Below are 16,679 nucleotides of genomic sequence, written 5' to 3' on the forward strand. Positions count from 1 at the left end.
CCCCGGGCGATGGAGTCACTCAAGCTCATTCGTACGACGTATTCAAGACCCGTGACTTAAAAGTCATACTTAATTGCCCGGGGCGGAAACCGTAGGCTGAGCCCATGGAGAACCAGGGGCAGGGGCTGCACGCGCGCGTGCTGGAGTCCCTCGGGCCCGCGATCACGGCAGGCGAGTACGCACCGGGCACGATCCTGCGCACCGACGAGCTGGAGGAGCGCTTCGACGTCTCGCGCACGGTCATCCGCGAGGCGATCCGCGTGCTGGAGTCGATGCATCTGGTCACCTCCCGGCGCCGGGTCGGGGTGACCGTACTCCCCACCGAGGAGTGGAACGTCTACGACCCGCAGGTCATCCGCTGGCGGCTGGCCGGCGCCGACCGGCCGCGCCAGCTGCGTTCCCTGACCGTGCTGCGCTCGGCCGTGGAGCCCGTCGCGGCGGGCCTCGCGGCCCGCCTGGCCACCCCCGAGCAGTGCGCCGAGCTCACCGAGCACGCCCTGGGCATGGTCGCCACCTCGCGCGGCCAGCAGCTGGCCGGTTATCTGGTGCACGACGTCGCCTTCCACCGCGTGATCCTGCGCGCCTCGGGCAATGAGATGTTCGCCCGGCTCGGCGACGTGGTCGCCGAGGTCCTCACCGGCCGCACCGAGCACCAGGTGATGTTCACCGACCCCGACCCGGCCGCCGTCACCCTGCACGTGCGCGTCGCCGAGGCCGTACGGGAGCGCGACGCGGCCCGCGCCGAGGCGCTGACCAGGGAGATCACGGAGGGCGCCATGGCGGAACTGGACATTCTGGCGCCGTAGCCGGCCGGCGGTCCGGCCGGGCGTCCGAGCCGGCGGAATGACCGTGGAGTCAGCGGACGGTACCGGCTGTGCCACAAGACGCCGATGTGGCCACAAATCCGTCGCCACCTCGAACGCGCGTCCGTAGCCTGGTCCCATGCGCCCCGATGATGATCAGCAGCCTCTCTTCATCCGCCGCCGGTACGGCAGCCGCTGGGTCTACAACCACCGCAACCCGGCCGGCCTCGCGCTCATCGTGCTCACCCCGATCGTCGCCGTCGCCGCCCTCCTGCTCCTCTCGTACACCGCGCCCCACTGATACCTCCCGCGTCACGCCGCCGCCCGCGCGACCGCCGGCCAGTGCTCGAACCACCGCTGATCGGCCTCCAATTGGGCCGCAAGCGAGATCAACAGCGGTTCGCTGTCCGCCGGGCCGAGCAGCTGGGCCCCCAGCGGAAGCCCGCCGTCCGTGAAGCCCGCGGGCACGCTCACCCCCGGCCAGCCCAGGACGTTCCACGGCCAGGAGTACGGGCACGCCGCGATCATCGCCGCATCCGTGTGCCGGCTGGAGAGGTGCGCCAGTTCGCCCGTACGCAGCGGCGGCACCGCCGTGCTGGGCGTGAGGACCACGTCGAAGCGGTCGAAGATCTCCCCCACCCGGCGCCGCAGCGGCTCCTCCGCCGCCCGCGCCACCCGCAGCACTCCCCCGCCCAGCAGCAGCCCGCCGCGCGCGTTCACCCTCGTCCGCGCGTCCAGCAGCGCCCGGTCGGGCACCCGCCCCACCCAGTCCCGGATCCCGGCCATCGAGCGCGGCACGAAGGTCAGCCCGATCAGCCCGTAGCGCGGCTCCTCGGCGACCACCTCGTGCCCCAGCGCCGCCAGCCGCTCCGCGGTCCGTACGGTCGCGTCGCGCGCCGCCGGGTCCAGCCAGTGGCGCGCCGCGGCGAACGCCGGTCGCAGCGAGAGCGCGATCCGCAGCCGCCGCGGCTCCCGGCCGGCCGCCGCCAGCAGGTCGACGGGCGGCGGCCGGTGCAGGTCACCGGCGTGCGACCCGCTCGCCACCTGCAACAGCAGCGCGGCGTCGGCGACCGTACGGGCCAGCGGGCCATGGCAGGTGATGCCCCGGAACGACTCCGGCTCCGGCCACGTCGAGACGCGCCCGCGCTGCGGCTTGACGCCCACCAGATGCGTCCACGCCGCCGGGATCCGGATCGACCCGGCGCCGTCCGAGCCCAGCGCGGCCGGGACGAGCCCGGCGGCGACCGCCGCCGCCGCGCCGCCCGAGGACCCGCCGGGCGTGTGCCGCGGGCTCCACGGATTGCGCGTCACCCCGAACGCCGGCCCCTCGGTGAAGGGGAACTGTCCGAGCTCCGGGGTGTTCGTCTTGCCGACGATCACCGCGCCGGCGGCCCGCAGCCTGCGGACGGCCTCGCTGTCCGCCGTCTTCGGCGGGAAGTCGCCGGCGCACCCGAACGCGGTCGGCTCACCCGCCACGTCGATGTCGTCCTTCACCGCCACCGGCACGCCCAGCAGCGGCAGCCGCTCCCCCGCCGCCAGCCGCCGGTCCGCGGCCTCGGCCTCCGCCGGCGCCGCCTCGGTCCGCACCCGGCGGAAGGCGTTGAGCAGCGGCTGTGTCGCCTCGATCCGCCTGAGCGCGCGCTCCACCAGCGCCCGCGAGGACACCTCTCCCGCGGCCAGCGCCCGGACCTGATCAACGAGCCCGTCCGCCTCGTGGACCTCCGCCGGATCCGTTATGAACCCCGTCACCTGATCCCCCTCCCCCGTTCCCAACCCACGGTAGGTGAGGGGAAGTTGTCCGCACAGACTCGCGGGTACGGGCGTGACGCGGACCACTCCCCCTTTACCGGGCGGGGTGGCACACGCAAGGTGGAAGGTCCGGGTCCGGAACGGCTCCGGAACGAGCACGCCACCTGATCACCTTGATCACTGGACCACTGGGACACGCACCATGACCGACACCACGGCCGTCGTCCGGGCCCGTACGGGCGGCCCCTCCGACCCCTCCGACAAGGACCGGCTCGTCGAGCACGTCGCCGGCTGGACCCTTGTCGTCGTCATCGCGATGCTGATCACGCAGCTCGGCCTGATCTGAGGGCCCGCGGCGGGCTCTCACGCCCGCCGCACGGAGAGCGCCCGGTAGGCCCGCGCGACCTGCATCAGATAGGCGGTCTCGGCGGCGATGTCCTCGCCGCCCGCTTCCGCGACGTTCACGGCGGGCGTCCGGGGGCTCGCCCCGGCGAGCTTGTTCCGGCGCGCCTCCCGCAGCAGGCGGGCCAGCGCGGCGGGATCGGTGACCGGCCGCTCGGGCCGTACGTAGTCCCGCAGGACGAGGATCGCGTCCCGGATCTCGACGATCGTGCGGTAGACCACGAAATGCCATGGACCGCGCGGCCGCAGCAGCTCCAGCAGCCGGGGACGGCGCTCGCCCAGCGCCACGGCCGGCACCGCCTCGACGAGGTCCCGCCACAGGGGCCACAGCCGGTGGAAGATCCACAGCTGTCTCGCCGCGCCGCGCAGCAGGACCGCGCCCGGTACCGCCAGGGCGGCGGCCCGCAGCAGACCGTGCAGCCCCATCACGTAGGACAGGAGCGGGGGGATCCACGCCGGGCGCAGCAGCAGTTCGGCGAGGTAGGCGCACCAGAAGAGCCCCGCGCAGGCCGTGCCCAGGCCGAAGAGCCGCAGGCTGAGGCGCAGCGCGCGGTTGGAGCCGCGACGGCTGTAGCGCAGGCACACCCAGGCGCAGGCGACGTTCGCGGTGAGGTGCGTACCGGTGACGACGAGCCAGTAGGCGGTGGACGGCGAGGGCGGTCCGGGGCCCACCGAGGTGTGCCACGCGTGGTGGGGCGCGACCGCGTCCAGCACGACCAGCGAGATCAGCACCGCGCCCATGGCGGCGTGCAGCCGGCATCTGAGGTTCGGGCGGTCGGTGGCCGCGACGGTGAAGTCGAGGACGGCGGCCGCGGAGAGGACTCCGCAGAGGTTCATGGCGAGCGCGGTGAGGTGGGTGGGGCCGATGAGGCGCGCCAGCAGATGGGCGACCGGTGGCAGGTTCAGCGTGCCGGCGATCGCCGCCGTGGCGACCGCCAGCCATATCCCGCGCTGACGCGAACAGCGGACGGCGGAGGGGGCGCGCAGCAGCACGATGGGCCACATGCAGGCCACGCTGACCGCCTCGACCATCCTGCCGAGCTCCGTCACCTCACTGCGCATGCGGCTCGCCGACCCCCAGTCCGGCCTGCAGCGCGCCGAGGACCCCGCCCGGCCGCCGGCCGGCACCGCGTGCGGCACCGGCCTTGATCAGGCTCGCCAGCATCTCGGCTTCCTGCTCCTGCTCGGTGGTGTAGCTGGTGCGGGCGAACAGCCGGCGGATCATGCGCGGGTCGAGGTCGGGCAGCAGCCCGGCGGCGGCCGCGCCGTCCGCGGCGCCGACGGCGTGGTGATTGAACATCAGGTGCGCGAGCTCATGCAGGATGATGTGCTCCTGATGCGGCTTGGTGGTCCCCGGCTCGAAGAAGATGTGGTCGTCCGTGTCGGTGCCCAGCCATAAACCGCACGCCCCCGCCGTGCCGGCCCGGGCGGGCAGCGGGTGCAGCCGCAGGGGCCGCCCCCGCGACTCCGACAGATTCCGGCAGAACGCCTCCAGGGTGAACGGCCGGGGCAGCGTGAGCCCGTCGAGCATTCCCTGGCAGCGGCGGCTCAGCGCCTTGTACCCGTCCTGCATTCCCTGTCCCCCCTCAGAGCTCAGCGGTCGGCGCCGCCTGGCGCCTTCGGTTGTTCCTCGTCGTCGGCGACCGGTGCGAGCTGCTGCAGCTTGCGTGCCTCGCCGACCATCGTGAGCAGTGCGTCGAGGGTCTCGGTGGAGAGCCCGTCGGCCCGTAGCGCCAGATTGCGCACGCGGGCGTCGCGGAGCGCGGAGGCCAGCTTGAGCTGGGCGTTGACGCGCTCGGCCACGTCCTCGTTGAGGAAGTACTCCGGTGGTACGCCGAAGAACTCGGCGAGCACGTCGAGTTGCTCCAGGGTGACGTTGCGCTTCTTGCCGGTGGCCAGCTCCCACAGATACGTGCCGGAGATGGCGCCGCCGGTGGTCTCTCTGATCTCGGCGGCCAGCCTGGCGTAGCCCGGGCGCTTGCGCTCGTCGGGGTAGAGGGCCGCGATCAGTTCGTTGATCCGCTGGTCGAGCCTGCGCAGCAGGGGACGGCCGGCCGGCGCGGGGCCGCTTTCGCCATTGGTCATGAGCCGTCCTTCGCCCGGAGGGCACGACCGGCCCTCTTGTCCGCTGTTGTGGATCGATCATACCGACCCGACTCTTCGGCCATCAGCCAGCATTGACAAGCCAGACCAAGATCAGCGTATGCTCGCCAGGCCGGTCATCCGCTATAGCGTATGACCGGCGCCTGTCCGTCTTTTCGCAGGTGTTTTCGCAGGTTCGGAACGAGCTGGGAGTCAGCAATGGACCGGGTACTGGAAACGAACAGGAGCGAGCTGTCCCACGAGGACGTGCTCTCGCTCGTCAAGAAAGAAGTCCTGGCGATCCACCTCAAGGGGTTCTGCCGGGACGAGGCACTGGCGGCCGCCCAACGGGAGCTGCTCGACCACGACGACCGCGGCGAGCTGAGCCAGGCCCATGAATTCGGCCGCATCGGCTTCGCCTATTCCGAGATCACCGACGACGAGAGCCGCCGGGCCTATCACGAGCGGGCCCTGCCGAACATCGCCAAGCTCCGCGGCGTCTTCGCGCCCTACGCGTCGCCCACCGACGAACTGCGCGTGCTGCTCGACGAGATATGGCCCGCGGGCGCCCACCTCATGGAGGTGGACGGCCAGAAGTGCTTCATCGGCATCTGCCGCTATCAGGACCGCAATGTGGACCTCAATCCGCACACCGACGCGCTGGAGCGCAATCTGCCCGCCCATTACCAGGGGCATCTCCAGGCACAGCTCTCCGCCAACATCTACGTCAACATCCCCGAGCAGGGCGGCGAGTTGGAGCTGTGGGACATCGAGCCCACCGAGGGTGACTACGAGGGCCTGATGGGCGACCGCACCTACGGCATCGACCGGGACAAGCTCCCCGAGCCCACGGCCGTGGTCAAGCCGGCCGCCGGCGACCTCATGCTGCTCAACCCGCGCGTGATCCACGCCGTACGGCCGTCGCAGGACAGTTCCCGGGTCACCCTCGGCCACTTCCTGGGCTTCATGGGCACCGACCGCCCCCTCGTCTTCTGGAGCTGAGCACCACCATGGACAACCGCACCAAGGCATCGTTCGGGCAGCAGGCCGACGGTCTCACCCTGGACGGCGCCCGCACCATCCTGCTCGTCAGTGTCGGCCAGCGCTACCACGAGGCCGACAAGCTCCAGGCCACCGTCGACCTCATCAACCGGTCCGGTTTCGGCCTGTGCACCATAGCCGTGGCGGACACCCTGCAACGGAACAACTACCTCGACATGTCCGAGGACGAGGCGTACGAGCACTCCCTTCGCGCGGGGGATGAATGGCTGGCTCGTAACGCCGAAATCCTTGGCCGTCTCGAAGTCGAACACGAAGTCCTGCGCTGGGACGACGCACTCGCCCACGAGGACTACGCCGGGCTCAAGAAGCTCGTCGAGGACGAATACCACACCAACCCGGTCTACCGGGACGCGGTGAACGCGACCATCCAGAAATTCATGGACCGGCTCGCCAAGCGCGACGACGGCGCCGACATGGAAAAGGCGTTCAACGGCTGCCTGACCTATCTGATCGAGGAATGCCCGATCATCATGCCGCTGTGGGCGGCCCAGGGCTATGACACGGTCATCTATCCCCAGCCCATGACGTCGGCCATGGCCATGACGTACGAAATCTTCGTCAAGCCGTTCCATCCCGGCAAGGGGAATTGGCTTTCCCTCAAGTTCAAGAAGCGCGCGCTGCCCGTCGCGGCCCCGGCGTAGCACCCGCCGCGGACCCGGTACCGGCGTCGAGAGATGAGTATCAGTGATCACTGAAGCGAACAGAAAATGGTGGGCGTTCACCGGGGTCAGCATCATCAGCTTCCTCGGCTGTATCGACCTCACCATCGTCAACACAGCAGCACCGGATATCCAGAGCGATCTCCACGCGACGGTCACCGACCTTCAGCTGATCGTCAACATCTTCATCGTCGCCCTCTCCATGTTCATGGTGACGATGGGACGGCTGGCCGACACCCACGGCCGTCGTCTCGTCCTCTACACCGGTACCGCGGTCTTCGGCCTGGCGTCCCTGGCGGCGGGTTTCACCACCGACGTCCGCTGGCTGATCGCCTGCCGATTCGTCCAGGGCGCCGCCTGCGCCGTCCTCTACACCAGCACCAGCGCGATCGTCTCCAACGCCTTCCCCGAGGAGCAGCGCGGCAAGGCCATCGGCGCCCTCTACGGCGTCAACGGCATCGGCCTGGCCATCGGCCCCATGCTGGGCGGCGTCATCGTCAGCTGGCTGAACTGGCACTGGGTGTTCTGGCTGAACGTCCCGCTGGTGGTCGTGGCCCTGCTGATCTGCTCGGTCAGCGTCACCGAGTCCCGCAGCGACGACCTGGGCGCCCGCGTCGACTGGCTGGGCCTGGTGCTCATCACGATCGGCCTGCCGGCCCTCGTCCTCGGCTTCACCCTCGGTGACACCTGGGGCTGGTCGTCCGGGCGTATCCTCGGCGCCTTCGCCGTCGGCGCCGTGGCCCTCGTCTCCTTCTACTTCGTGGAACGGAAGGTCGCCTCGCCGATCATCCAGTTCCACCTCTTCGCCAACAGGACGTTCATCAGCGCGATCACCGCCGACTTCGCGCTCGCGTTCTTCTACTGCCTGGCGTTCTTCCTCATGCCGCTCTACCTGCACTCGGTGCTGGACTACGAGGGCTACAAGACCGGCCTGATGCTGCTGCCGTGCACCGCCGTGGTGGCCGTCCTGTCCCCCGTCGTCGGCCGGCTCGTCGACAAGGTCGGGCCCCGCAAGCTGCTGTGCGTCGGCTTCACCGCGTTCGCGCTGTCGGCGCTGCTCCAGACCCGGTTCACCGAGGACACCGGCATCGCCTACATCGCCTTCTCGTTCGTCCTCATGGGCGTCGGCTGGGCCTTCGTGCTCGGCCCGGCCACGGTCGCCGCGCTGTCGTCCGTACCCGAGCGGCTGGCGGGCACGGCCGTGGGCTCCTCCTGGACCTTCCACAACCTGGGCGGCGCCATCGGGCTCGCCGCCGGCATGGCGGTCTACCGCTGGTCGGCGGAGGACTCGCTCACCAGCAGCCTCGCCGAGCACGACATCCCCGTCGGCGACTGGACCCGCGAGGTCATCAGGAACCCGGAGGACGGCACCAAGCTCCTCCACGAGCACACCGACCTCGGCGCACAGCAGATCTCCCAGGTCTACGAATCGCTCTTCACCCGCGGCAACCAGGCCGCCATGTGGCTGCTGTTCGCCTCCTCCGCCGTCGCTCTCTGCCTGATCGCCGCACTCGGACTGCGGCGTACGAAGGCCCCGGTGCCCGCACCCGCGACCGCCGCCGCCCCCGAGCCCTGCCCGTCCGTCAGCGGCGAGCAGCGGTAACCGACCCATGAGCGACCACGCGGTCACCACCGAACGGAGGTCCGACCAGCCGCCGACGCCCCCGCACCCCCGGGCGTTCGCGCCCCTCACCCTGACCGTCACCCTCCTGCTGTCGCTGCTCGGCGCGGTGATCGGCCTGGTGCTGATCACCTCGCTGGGCATCGCCCCCAACACCGCCGTCATCGGCGCCCTGCTGGCGATGGCGATCGGCCGGGCAGGCCTGCCGGCCCTGTCCCCGCTCCGCTCGCCGCACCGGCAGAACCTCGTGCAGTCGGCGGTCTCCGGTGCGACCTTCGCCGCCGCCAACTCCCTCATCACCCCCATCGCCATTCCCTACGCCCTCGGCCGCCCCGACCTGGTGTGGCCGCTGCTCGGCGGCGCGGTCATCGGCCTGGCGGTGGACAGCTGGGTCCTCTACCGGGTCTTCGACTCGCGGCTGCTCCCGGCCTCCGCCGCCTGGCCCGCCGGAGTGGCCGCCGCGGAGACCATCAAGGCCGGCGACGAGGGCGGCCGCAAGGCCGCGGTCCTCGGCGCCGGCGCGCTCCTCGGGCTGGTCGGCTCCGCCTGCCACCTGCCCATGAGCACGGCCGGAGTCGCCCTGCTGGGCAACGGCTGGGCACTCCTGATGTTCGGCGTGGGCCTGCTCGTCGCCCAGTACGGACCGGGAGTGCTGCACACCGACTTGCTCGGCCACTACGTCCCCCAAGGCGTACTGGCCGGAGCGGGCGTCGTCGCCCTCGCACAGGCCGTGGCCCTGATGCGGGAGCGCGGCGAAAAGGCGGCGGCACCCCCGACCGCCGCCTCCCCCACCGGCCCCGCGACGGAAGCCTTCGACGCCGCGCCGCGCACCGTCACCCCCGGACGGATGCGCCGCGGCCTCCTCGAAGGGCTCGCTCTCTTCCTCTGCGGGGCCGGCCTGGTCGCGGCGGCAGGCGGTGTCATGAGCCACATGACATCCGCCGCCGTCGTCGGCTGGGTCCTGCTCGCCGGCGTCGCGGCGCTGGTCCACCAGATCATCGTGGGCCTCGCCGCGATGCACTCCGGCTGGTTCCCGGCGTTCGCCGTGACCCTCGTCTTCCTCGTCCTCGGGCTGCTCCTGCACATCCCGCCCGTACCGCTGACCCTCCTCGTCGGCTACACGGCCGCCACCGGCCCGGCCTTCGCCGACCTCGGCTTCGACTTCAAGGCGGGCTGGCTGCTGCGCGCGGACGCCACGCCCTGGGGCCCGTACGAAAGGGCCGGGCGCCGACAGCAGTACCGCGCCCAGCTCGTGGGCTTCGCCGTCGCCATCGCCGTCGTCGCCATCTGCTGGCAGCCCCTCTTCGCCGACCGGCGGCTGCCACCGGTGGCCCACGTCTACGCCGACCTGATCACGGCCGGCATCGCCGACCCGCACGCGCTCGTGGCCCTGCTGACGTGGGCCGTCCCCGGCGCCCTGATCCAGCTCGCCGGCGGACCCTCCCGCCAGATGGGCATCCTGCTGGCCACCGGCCTGCTGGTCGCCATCCCGTGGGGATGCTGGCTCGTGGGCGCGGCACTGGCCCTGCGCGCGGGCCACGCGATGTGGCGGCGGACGCGGCGGGCGGGCGGCACGGACGGCATGGACGGCATGGACGGCACGATGACACTGATCGGCGCGGGTCTGATCGCGGGCAGCTCGGTGGCGGACACGGGGTCGATCCTCAAGACCCTGTGAGGACCCTGAGGGGGCTACCCCCACCCTTAGGGGAACGGCTGCCCGGATGGGCAGCGGGCGTCACGTCAACCACCCTTGCCCCATGCGAACTTCAACCCGCAAGGCCCTCCTGCTCACCCTCTCCGCGGCGGCGTGCGCGGCCGCCCTGACCGCCCCTTCGGCACAGGCGGCCCCCACGAGCCCCACGCCCACCGGCAGCCTCGCCTGGAAGCCCTGCGCCAAAGACCCCAAGGACACCGGCCCCGACCGCGAGTGCGCCACCCTGTCCGTACCGCTGGACTACCGCGAACCCGACGGCCGCCGGCTCGACATCGCCGTCGCCCGGCTGCGCAGCGACCACCCGGAGGCCCGGCGCGGCACCCTGCTGCTGATACCCGGCGGACCGGGCGGCTCGGGCCTCGAATCCCTGGCCCGCAAGGGCGAGAAGGTCCGGGCCGCGACCAAGGGCGCGTACGACATCGTCAGCCTCGACCCCCGGGGCGTCGGCGCCAGCACGCCCGCCGGATGCGGGATCTCCGCCGACGACCGCGAGCTCGTCAACCTCCGCCCGTGGCCCGGCCCGGACGGCGACATCTCCGCAAACGTCGCCCGTGCCCGCCGCATCGCCGACGCCTGCGCCCGCAACGGCGGTCCCGTCGTCCGCAGCCTCTCCACCGTCAACGAGGCCCGCGACATCGACCGCTTCCGCCAGGCGCTCGGCGAGCGCAAGCTCTCGGCCTGGGGGACGTCCTACGGTACGTACGTGGGCGCCGTCTACGCGCAGAAGTTCCCCGAGCGGACCGACCGCTGGGTCCTCGACAGCAGCGGCGACCCGGATCCGTCACGGGTCGGGCGCGGCTGGCTGGCCAACATGGCGGTCGGCGCGGAGGACCGCTTCCCCGACTTCGCCAAGTGGGCCACCGACCCGGCCCGCGGCACCGACCGCCTGGCCGACAAGCCGGAGGACGTACGCCCCCTCTTCCTCGCCCTCGCCGCCGAACTCGACCGCACACCCCGCACCTTCGCGGACACCGGCCGCCCCCTGACCGGCAACGTGTTGCGCCAGACCCTCCAGAACGACCTGTACTCGGACAGCGAGTTCGGCCGGCTCAACGCCCTGATCCGCGCGGCCCGCACCGGCGCGGGCGACCTGACGGTGCCCGACCCCCTGCCCGAGCCCGTGTCCGACCGCGACGCCACCACCTCCATGGCCCCGCTCTGCAACGACGTGAACTGGCCGACGTCGATCCCCGACTACGCCCGCGAGGTCGCCGCCGACCGCGCCCGTCACCCGCTGACGGCCGGGATGCCGGCGGGCATCACGGCGTGCGCGTTCTGGAAGGGCGGCGCCGCCGAGAAGCCCACCCGCATCACCCCGCAGGGCCCCTCCAACGTCCTGATGATCCAAAACCTCCGCGACCCGGCCACGCCGTACCACGGCGCCCTGAAGATGCGCGCGGCCCTGGGCGACCGCGCCCGCCTGGTCACGGTCGACGCGGGCGGCCACGGCGCCTACCTGACCGGCAACACCTGCGGCGACCAGGCGGTCACCACGTACCTCACCACGGGCCACCGCCCGGCCCACGACCTCACGTGCGCGGCGGAGCCCCGCTGACCCGGTCGGGGTCGACGGAGCGTCAGTTCTATACGCTTCCCCGAAAGGGGAGGGGCAGTTGCGGTGTCGTTGACGGATGAGGTGGCCGCGATCCACGCGCGGCGGGGTCGCCCCGCCGCGCTGATCGGAGCGGCGGCCCGCCGCGGGTGACCTGCATAGAATGCGGAACCAGCTTCAGGGTGGTGACCGCCGCGCCGGAGATTCCACTGTTCACGCTTGAGGAGATGAAATTGAAGTCTCCTCATTACCGGACTCAGTGCCCGACTTGCGGGAAGAATTGGACAGCACGGGTGCTTGAGTTCATTACACCAAACCGGGACTGAGCCGGGGCTGGCCCGTATCTCGCTTCAACAGTCGCTTGTTGCGTACGCCCTCGCTCCCACTTCCGGGAGGTTCGCCCAGACCTTCGTGCCCTCCGTGGTCGGGGTCGGTTCTGCGATGCCCCAGGTGCCGCCGCATTCGCGGACCACCGTGGCGAGGAACAGCAGTGTGCGCTTTCTGCTCGCCGTGCACGTGGCCGACTGGATGGGGTCCGCGTGACTGCCGTGCGGGTCCCAGTTCACCAGGCGGAGGATGCCTTCGCGCCAGCGGATGGAGTAGTAGAGGTCCTGTCCAGGCGCGAACCGGCTCCCGCACGTGACCAGTTCGGTGATGACCTGTAGAGCCGGCTGCACGACATCACCCATGCCGTGGGCGTGGAGAGTCGCGCGGATCGTGTTCCGGGCGACGGCCGACGAGCGCGGCTCCCCCGGCACGGTGAAGCTGTAGGCCAGGCCGGACGGGGTCGCCGAGGTGGTCTGGTCCCGTTCCCGGTGGTGGGTGACGGCCTGGGTGATCAGCGGGCAGAGGCTGACGGGCATGGGGGTGGACATGGGCATGGGCATGCGACAGCTCCCGAGAGTGGGGGGATGGATGACGCGTAGCGATGCGGCACAGCCGGTGGCTCGGCCCCTTGGCCATGGGGTGCACTTCCGACTGCATGCGGGCGCACAGGAGTTGAGGCGGCCGGAGACCGCCGCTCCCTGTGAGAGTCACATCACAGAACGTAGAGGACAAGCGTGATACGTCGCAACCGTGTCCGCCAACTTGCTCACCGCGCCCAGGAACATGGGAGGGTAAGGGCGACACACTCGGCAGGCGGACAAGGGAGGGGCGTTCATGCCGCCCAGAACCAACCCCACTGCACGTCAGGAGCGGTTGGGTACGGAGCTGCGCAAGCTTCGCGAGGCCGCCGGCATCACTGCCCGCGCGGCCGCCGCCCTGCTGGGCGCCGGACAGACCCAGGTCAGCCATATCGAGGCCGGGCGGTTCGGGGTGAGCGAGGAGCGCATTCGTCGTCTGGCCACCTTCTACGGCAACGCCGACCCCCAACTCGTCGACGCGCTCGTGGCGATGGCGGCGGAGCGGGGCAGAGGGTGGTGGGAGGAGTACCGGGATGTTCTCCCGCTCAGATCCCTGGACCTGGCCGAACTGGAGTTCCGGGCGACCCACCTGCGTCAGGTCGAGATCATTCACATCCCCGGCCTCTTCCAGACCGAGGATTACGCGCGCGCGATCTTCGCCTACGCCGTTCCCGACTTGCCTGCGGCCGAGCTCGACACGCGAATCGCGTACCGCATGCAACGTCAGTCGGTGATCGAGCGGGAGCCCGAACTTCCCTACGAGGTGGTCGTCCACGAGGCCGCGCTACGCACCAAGGTGGGCAGCACGAAGACCGCCCAGTCACAGCTCCATCGGATTCTCGAAGTCTCCGAGCGGGAAAATGTGACTGTACGAGCCATCCCGCTCGCGCTCGAAGGCTTCGCGGGATCCGGCTACTCCATGCTCCTCGCCGCCGGGTCTGTGGCACAGCTGGACACCGTGCAGATGGACGCTGCTCACGACAGCGTCTTCCTGGATGCGGAACCGAAGCTGAGGAAGTACCGATCCCTCTTCAAGAAGATCGAGGCAGCGTCACTCCCGGAGGCGGAGACACGGGAGTTCATCCACCGCGTGGCGCGAGACCTCTGAAAGGTCCGACAGTGCTGACACCGAATGACTGGCAGAAGTCCTCGTTCTCAGGTACCGGAGACAACAACAACTGCGTGGAAGTCGGACAGGCCCTCGCAGCCCTCCACCTCCGAGAGAGCGAAGCCCCTCACACCACCCTCACCCTCACCCCCCACCGCCTCGCCGGCCTCATACGTAGAGTCAAAGCAGGCACTCTCGACCGTCGCTGAAAGCAGTCGCCAATGCCGCGAACCTCGCCCGCACCCATCGCTTGGCAAAAGTCCTCGTACTCCGGTAGTGGCGAGGACAGCAACTGCGTAGAACTCCGCCGCTGCCCCTCCGGAAGAGCTCACCTCCGCGAAAGCGAAACCCCCCACACCATCCTCACCCCCACCCCCCACCGCCTCGCCGGCCTCATACGTACCGTCAAAGCAGGCGCCCTCGACCGCCACGCGGCGGATGTCGGTCGGCGTCCATGACAAGGTGGCGGCATGTCGAACAGCCCCGCGCCCTGGCCGGACGCCGCCGCCCTCCCCGATGACCTGATCGCGGCGAAGGCGCTGGTCTACGACCCCTGTGGGTTCGTTGTCCCGCGCCCCGCGCCGGAGGCGGAGAGTGCCGAGTACGCGGCTCACGAGTTCATCCTGGACGGGCTTTCCGTGCGGTTCCGCGTGGCCCGTACGACGCCGACGAAGGTCGGTCAGTTCGTCACTGTTTGGAAGCGGTCGCGGAAGGGCGGCCCGATTCAGCCCTTCGATGTCTCGGACGGCGTCGATCTGTTCGTCATCAGCACGCGCGACGCCCACCACTTCGGGCAGTTCGTCTTCCCACGGGACGTGCTCCGTGAACGCGGCGTCCTGTCGGCCGACGGCGTCGGCGGGAAGCGGGCTTTCCGTGTCTATCCGCCGTGGGTCACCACCACCAACCGGCAGGCCCACAGCACCCAGGCATGGCAGCTCGACCACTTCCTGCCGCTTCCCGCGGACGAGCGTGGCGCGCCCGTCGACCTCACTCTCGCCCGAACCCGCTACGGCTACCGCTAGCGCTCCAAATACGCCAGCACCGCCAGCACCCGTCGGTTGTCCGTGTCCGACGGCTGCAGGCCCAGCTTCGGGAAGATGTTGCCGATGTGCTTGGCGACCGCCTTCTCCGTGATGACCAGCGCCTCCGCTATGCCCGCGTTCGAGCGGCCCTGGGCCAGGCATTCCAGGACCTCCCGCTCGCGCGGGGTCAGGCTGCCGACGCCCTCGTCGCGGTCCTTGCGGTGCAGGAGCTTGGTGACGACCTCCGGGTCCATCACCGTGCCGCCGTCCGCCACGCAGCGCAGCGTGCTCATGAACTCGGCGCCGTTGGAGACGCGGTCCTTCAGGACGTAGCCGACCGCGCCCGCCCCGTCGGCCAGCAACTCGTGCGCGTAGAGCGGCTCCACGTACTGCGAGAGGAGCAGCACCGGCAGGGCCGGAACCTCGCGGCGGGCCGCCAGAGCCGCCCGCAGGCCGTCGTCGGCGAAGTCCGGCGGCAGGCGGACGTCGACGATCGCCAGGTCCGGGCGGGTGGCGGTAAGGGCGGCGAGGAGGTCCGGGCCGTTGTCCACGGCGGCGAGAACCTCGTGGCCGAACGCCTCCAGCAGGCGTATCAGGCCGTCCCTCAGCAGGAAGTGGTCTTCGGCGAGGACAACACGCACGGCAGCTCCATCATCACCATGGTCGGACCGTTGAGGGGGCTGTTCACGGCCAGGACCCCGTCGAAGGTGGCGAGCCGGCGTTCGATGCCGCGCAAACCCGTGCCGCGAGTGATGTCCGCGCCGCCGCGGCCGTCGTCCGTGACGGTGACGCGCAGCATTCCGTGATCGTAACGGACGTCCAGCCAGGCCCGGTCCGCCCCGGAGTGCTTGGCGGCGTTGGTCAGGACCTCGGACACCGCGAAGTACAGCGCCGACTCCACCGGCGGCTCCGCGCGGCCCGGCAGGTCGACCTCGACCTCGGTCGTCAGGGGGCTGACCAGGGCGAGCGCGCGGATCGCGTCGGCGAGGCCGCGGTCGGCCAGGACGGGCGGGTGGATGCCGCGGACCAGGTCGCGGAGTTCCTCCAACGCCTTGGACGAGGACGCTCGGGCCTCCACCAACAGCGCTCGTGCCGCCTCGGGGTTGGACCCCAGGAGGTGTTCCGCCGCGTCCAGCGTCATGCCCATCGCCACCAGCCGGGCCTGCGCGCCGTCATGGAGGTCGCGTTCGATGCGGCGGATCTCCGCCATCTGCGTGTCGACCGCGTCCGAGCGCGTGGCCGACAGGTACTCGATGCGCTCCGCCATCCGCGCCGCCTCGCTCGGGGCCAGCAGCCGGCGGGTGAACGCGCCGTGCGCGCGGACCATGCGTGGCGCCACCCACAGGGCCAGCGGCAGGTGGAGCAGGCCGACGCAGCCCGCCAGCACGGCGGTCGTCGGACCGTCGATGGGGATGAATTCGAACCAGACGCCGTTCCCCACCACCGCCACGTCCACGCCCTGGACGCCGAGGACGCCGAGGCCCGTCCCCCACGCTCCGGCCAGCATCAGGCCGAGCGGTACGAACGCCAGCGTTCCGCCCACGATCGGTTCGATCGTCACCCACAGCCAGTCCCGCCAGGTCTGGCCGTCGCGCACGATCCACTGGCAGCGGGCCGTGAACCCGGGGGCGGTCGGCGGCGGCTCGTACGGAACGGCGATGGGCTCGCCCGTCCAGTCGCCCACCAGTTCCCGCTGCCGGTTCGCCAGCCGTCGTACGCCCGCGACGGTGTACGGCAGCATCAGCAGCCCCAGCCCCGAACCGAGCAGCAGAACCGTCAGGGACACCAGCAGGGACAGGGCCGTCGCCACGTGCGACAGCCACCACAGCGTCAGTGACCGCCGGAGGCCGCGAAGGCCCTCCCCGAACGCGACCGATATGCCCGCCATCCCGCGCCTTCCCCCACCCACGTGAGGCCGATTCACCGGCCCGTCCCCGTCATTATCCGGTGGCCCGAGCCCCGGAGTCGGTGGGAGAAACTCCCCTCTTCACCGATCG

General features: G+C 70.9%; 19 protein-coding genes. 12 read left to right on the plus strand and 7 right to left on the minus strand.

From position 1 onward, the window contains the following. Window positions 1–104 precede the first annotated feature (104 nt). Complete coding sequence (locus ACZ303_RS13465) at window positions 105–806, plus strand: FadR/GntR family transcriptional regulator (protein ID WP_467338345.1); 702 nt, start codon at window positions 105–107, stop codon at window positions 804–806. Window positions 807–942: 136 nt separating this feature from the next. Then, window positions 943–1,104, plus strand: coding sequence for a hypothetical protein (locus tag ACZ303_RS13470; RefSeq protein WP_467338347.1), 162 nt, complete (start codon window positions 943–945; stop codon window positions 1,102–1,104). An 11-nt stretch (window positions 1,105–1,115) separates the two neighbouring features. On the opposite strand, the gene ACZ303_RS13475 is transcribed toward ACZ303_RS13470, so the two are convergent. After that, a complete protein-coding gene (locus ACZ303_RS13475) occupies window positions 1,116–2,552 on the minus strand; it encodes an amidase (RefSeq protein ID WP_467338349.1) in 1,437 nt (478 codons plus the stop codon). A 202-nt stretch (window positions 2,553–2,754) separates the two neighbouring features. On the opposite strand from ACZ303_RS13475, the gene ACZ303_RS13480 reads away from it, so the two are divergent. Beyond that, window positions 2,755–2,898 carry an SCO1431 family membrane protein gene (locus tag ACZ303_RS13480; protein ID WP_467338350.1) on the plus strand — a complete coding sequence of 48 codons (144 nt, stop codon included), beginning with the start codon at window positions 2,755–2,757 and terminating at the stop codon, window positions 2,896–2,898. 17 nt (window positions 2,899–2,915) lie between these two features. Here the strand turns inward: ACZ303_RS13480 and ACZ303_RS13485 are convergent, their stop codons facing one another. Genes ACZ303_RS13485 through ACZ303_RS13495 form a run of 3 tightly spaced genes read right to left on the minus strand, consistent with a single transcriptional unit; the run spans window position 2,916 to window position 5,039 of the window. Further along, window positions 2,916–4,016 carry an MAB_1171c family putative transporter gene (locus ACZ303_RS13485; protein WP_467338352.1) on the minus strand — a complete coding sequence of 367 codons (1,101 nt, stop codon included), beginning with the start codon at window positions 4,014–4,016 and terminating at the stop codon, window positions 2,916–2,918. Then, on the minus strand, window positions 4,006–4,527 hold the full coding sequence (locus ACZ303_RS13490) for a hypothetical protein (protein WP_467338354.1): 522 nt from the start codon (window positions 4,525–4,527) through the stop codon (window positions 4,006–4,008). Before ACZ303_RS13490 ends, ACZ303_RS13485 begins: the two co-directional genes overlap by 11 nt. A 20-nt stretch (window positions 4,528–4,547) precedes the next feature. After that, window positions 4,548–5,039: a hypothetical protein gene (locus ACZ303_RS13495; RefSeq protein ID WP_467338356.1), complete on the minus strand. Its 492-nt coding sequence runs from the start codon at window positions 5,037–5,039 to the stop codon at window positions 4,548–4,550. 216 nt (window positions 5,040–5,255) lie between these two features. Here ACZ303_RS13495 and ACZ303_RS13500 point away from each other — a divergent pair, with 216 nt between their 5' ends. From ACZ303_RS13500 to ACZ303_RS13520, 5 genes are all read left to right on the plus strand, one after another. Further along, window positions 5,256–6,038, plus strand: a complete 783-nt coding sequence (locus ACZ303_RS13500) for a 2OG-Fe(II)-dependent halogenase WelO5 family protein (protein WP_467338358.1) — start codon at window positions 5,256–5,258, stop codon at window positions 6,036–6,038. An 8-nt stretch (window positions 6,039–6,046) separates the two neighbouring features. Continuing rightward, the gene (locus ACZ303_RS13505; RefSeq protein WP_467338360.1) at window positions 6,047–6,739 is read left to right on the plus strand and encodes a tRNA-dependent cyclodipeptide synthase; all 693 of its coding nucleotides are present in this window, start codon (window positions 6,047–6,049) and stop codon (window positions 6,737–6,739) included. Window positions 6,740–6,782: 43 nt separating this feature from the next. After that, entirely contained in the window at window positions 6,783–8,360 is a 1,578-nt protein-coding gene (locus tag ACZ303_RS13510; RefSeq protein ID WP_467338362.1) for an MFS transporter, read from the plus strand. Between the two features lie 7 nt (window positions 8,361–8,367). Next, complete coding sequence (locus ACZ303_RS13515; RefSeq protein WP_467338364.1) at window positions 8,368–10,056, plus strand: OPT/YSL family transporter; 1,689 nt, start codon at window positions 8,368–8,370, stop codon at window positions 10,054–10,056. A gap of 82 nt (window positions 10,057–10,138) precedes the next feature. Beyond that, window positions 10,139–11,650, plus strand: coding sequence for an alpha/beta hydrolase (locus ACZ303_RS13520; RefSeq protein WP_467338366.1), 1,512 nt, complete (start codon window positions 10,139–10,141; stop codon window positions 11,648–11,650). Window positions 11,651–11,997: 347 nt separating this feature from the next. On the opposite strand, the gene ACZ303_RS13525 is transcribed toward ACZ303_RS13520, so the two are convergent. Then, window positions 11,998–12,534 carry an ATP-binding protein gene (locus ACZ303_RS13525; RefSeq protein WP_467338368.1) on the minus strand — a complete coding sequence of 179 codons (537 nt, stop codon included), beginning with the start codon at window positions 12,532–12,534 and terminating at the stop codon, window positions 11,998–12,000. A gap of 313 nt (window positions 12,535–12,847) precedes the next feature. Here ACZ303_RS13525 and ACZ303_RS13530 point away from each other — a divergent pair, with 313 nt between their 5' ends. Genes ACZ303_RS13530 through ACZ303_RS13545 form a run of 4 tightly spaced genes read left to right on the plus strand, consistent with a single transcriptional unit; the run spans window position 12,848 to window position 14,682 of the window. Continuing rightward, window positions 12,848–13,660: a DUF5753 domain-containing protein gene (locus ACZ303_RS13530; protein ID WP_467338370.1), complete on the plus strand. Its 813-nt coding sequence runs from the start codon at window positions 12,848–12,850 to the stop codon at window positions 13,658–13,660. Between the two features lie 11 nt (window positions 13,661–13,671). Continuing rightward, entirely contained in the window at window positions 13,672–13,869 is a 198-nt protein-coding gene (locus ACZ303_RS13535) for a DUF397 domain-containing protein (RefSeq protein WP_467338372.1), read from the plus strand. A gap of 12 nt (window positions 13,870–13,881) precedes the next feature. Beyond that, entirely contained in the window at window positions 13,882–14,118 is a 237-nt protein-coding gene (locus tag ACZ303_RS13540) for a DUF397 domain-containing protein (protein WP_467338374.1), read from the plus strand. 12 nt (window positions 14,119–14,130) lie between these two features. Continuing rightward, window positions 14,131–14,682: a MepB family protein gene (locus ACZ303_RS13545; protein WP_467338376.1), complete on the plus strand. Its 552-nt coding sequence runs from the start codon at window positions 14,131–14,133 to the stop codon at window positions 14,680–14,682. On the opposite strand, the gene ACZ303_RS13550 is transcribed toward ACZ303_RS13545, so the two are convergent. Then, a complete protein-coding gene (locus tag ACZ303_RS13550) occupies window positions 14,679–15,323 on the minus strand; it encodes a LuxR C-terminal-related transcriptional regulator (RefSeq protein WP_467338378.1) in 645 nt (214 codons plus the stop codon). The genes ACZ303_RS13545 and ACZ303_RS13550 overlap by 4 nt on opposite strands. Then, window positions 15,287–16,570, minus strand: a complete 1,284-nt coding sequence (locus ACZ303_RS13555; protein WP_467338380.1) for a sensor histidine kinase — start codon at window positions 16,568–16,570, stop codon at window positions 15,287–15,289. Before ACZ303_RS13555 ends, ACZ303_RS13550 begins: the two co-directional genes overlap by 37 nt. Between the last annotated feature and the right edge of the window lie 109 nt (window positions 16,571–16,679).

This window comes from Streptomyces sp. NPDC023527, from assembly GCF_055560115.1.

Coding starts and splice junctions, on each gene's coding strand:
- ACZ303_RS13465 (WP_467338345.1), top strand. CDS start 105: ATGGAGAACCAGGGGCAGGGGCTGCACGCGCGCGTGCTGGAGTCCCTC.
- ACZ303_RS13470 (WP_467338347.1), top strand. CDS start 943: ATGCGCCCCGATGATGATCAGCAGCCTCTCTTCATCCGCCGCCGGTAC.
- ACZ303_RS13480 (WP_467338350.1), top strand. CDS start 2,755: ATGACCGACACCACGGCCGTCGTCCGGGCCCGTACGGGCGGCCCCTCC.
- ACZ303_RS13485 (WP_467338352.1), bottom strand. CDS start 4,016: ATGCGCAGTGAGGTGACGGAGCTCGGCAGGATGGTCGAGGCGGTCAGC.
- ACZ303_RS13490 (WP_467338354.1), bottom strand. CDS start 4,527: ATGCAGGACGGGTACAAGGCGCTGAGCCGCCGCTGCCAGGGAATGCTC.
- ACZ303_RS13495 (WP_467338356.1), bottom strand. CDS start 5,039: ATGACCAATGGCGAAAGCGGCCCCGCGCCGGCCGGCCGTCCCCTGCTG.
- ACZ303_RS13500 (WP_467338358.1), top strand. CDS start 5,256: ATGGACCGGGTACTGGAAACGAACAGGAGCGAGCTGTCCCACGAGGAC.
- ACZ303_RS13505 (WP_467338360.1), top strand. CDS start 6,047: ATGGACAACCGCACCAAGGCATCGTTCGGGCAGCAGGCCGACGGTCTC.
- ACZ303_RS13515 (WP_467338364.1), top strand. CDS start 8,368: ATGAGCGACCACGCGGTCACCACCGAACGGAGGTCCGACCAGCCGCCG.
- ACZ303_RS13520 (WP_467338366.1), top strand. CDS start 10,139: ATGCGAACTTCAACCCGCAAGGCCCTCCTGCTCACCCTCTCCGCGGCG.
- ACZ303_RS13525 (WP_467338368.1), bottom strand. CDS start 12,534: ATGCCCATGCCCATGTCCACCCCCATGCCCGTCAGCCTCTGCCCGCTG.
- ACZ303_RS13540 (WP_467338374.1), top strand. CDS start 13,882: ATGCCGCGAACCTCGCCCGCACCCATCGCTTGGCAAAAGTCCTCGTAC.
- ACZ303_RS13545 (WP_467338376.1), top strand. CDS start 14,131: ATGTCGAACAGCCCCGCGCCCTGGCCGGACGCCGCCGCCCTCCCCGAT.
- ACZ303_RS13555 (WP_467338380.1), bottom strand. CDS start 16,570: ATGGCGGGCATATCGGTCGCGTTCGGGGAGGGCCTTCGCGGCCTCCGG.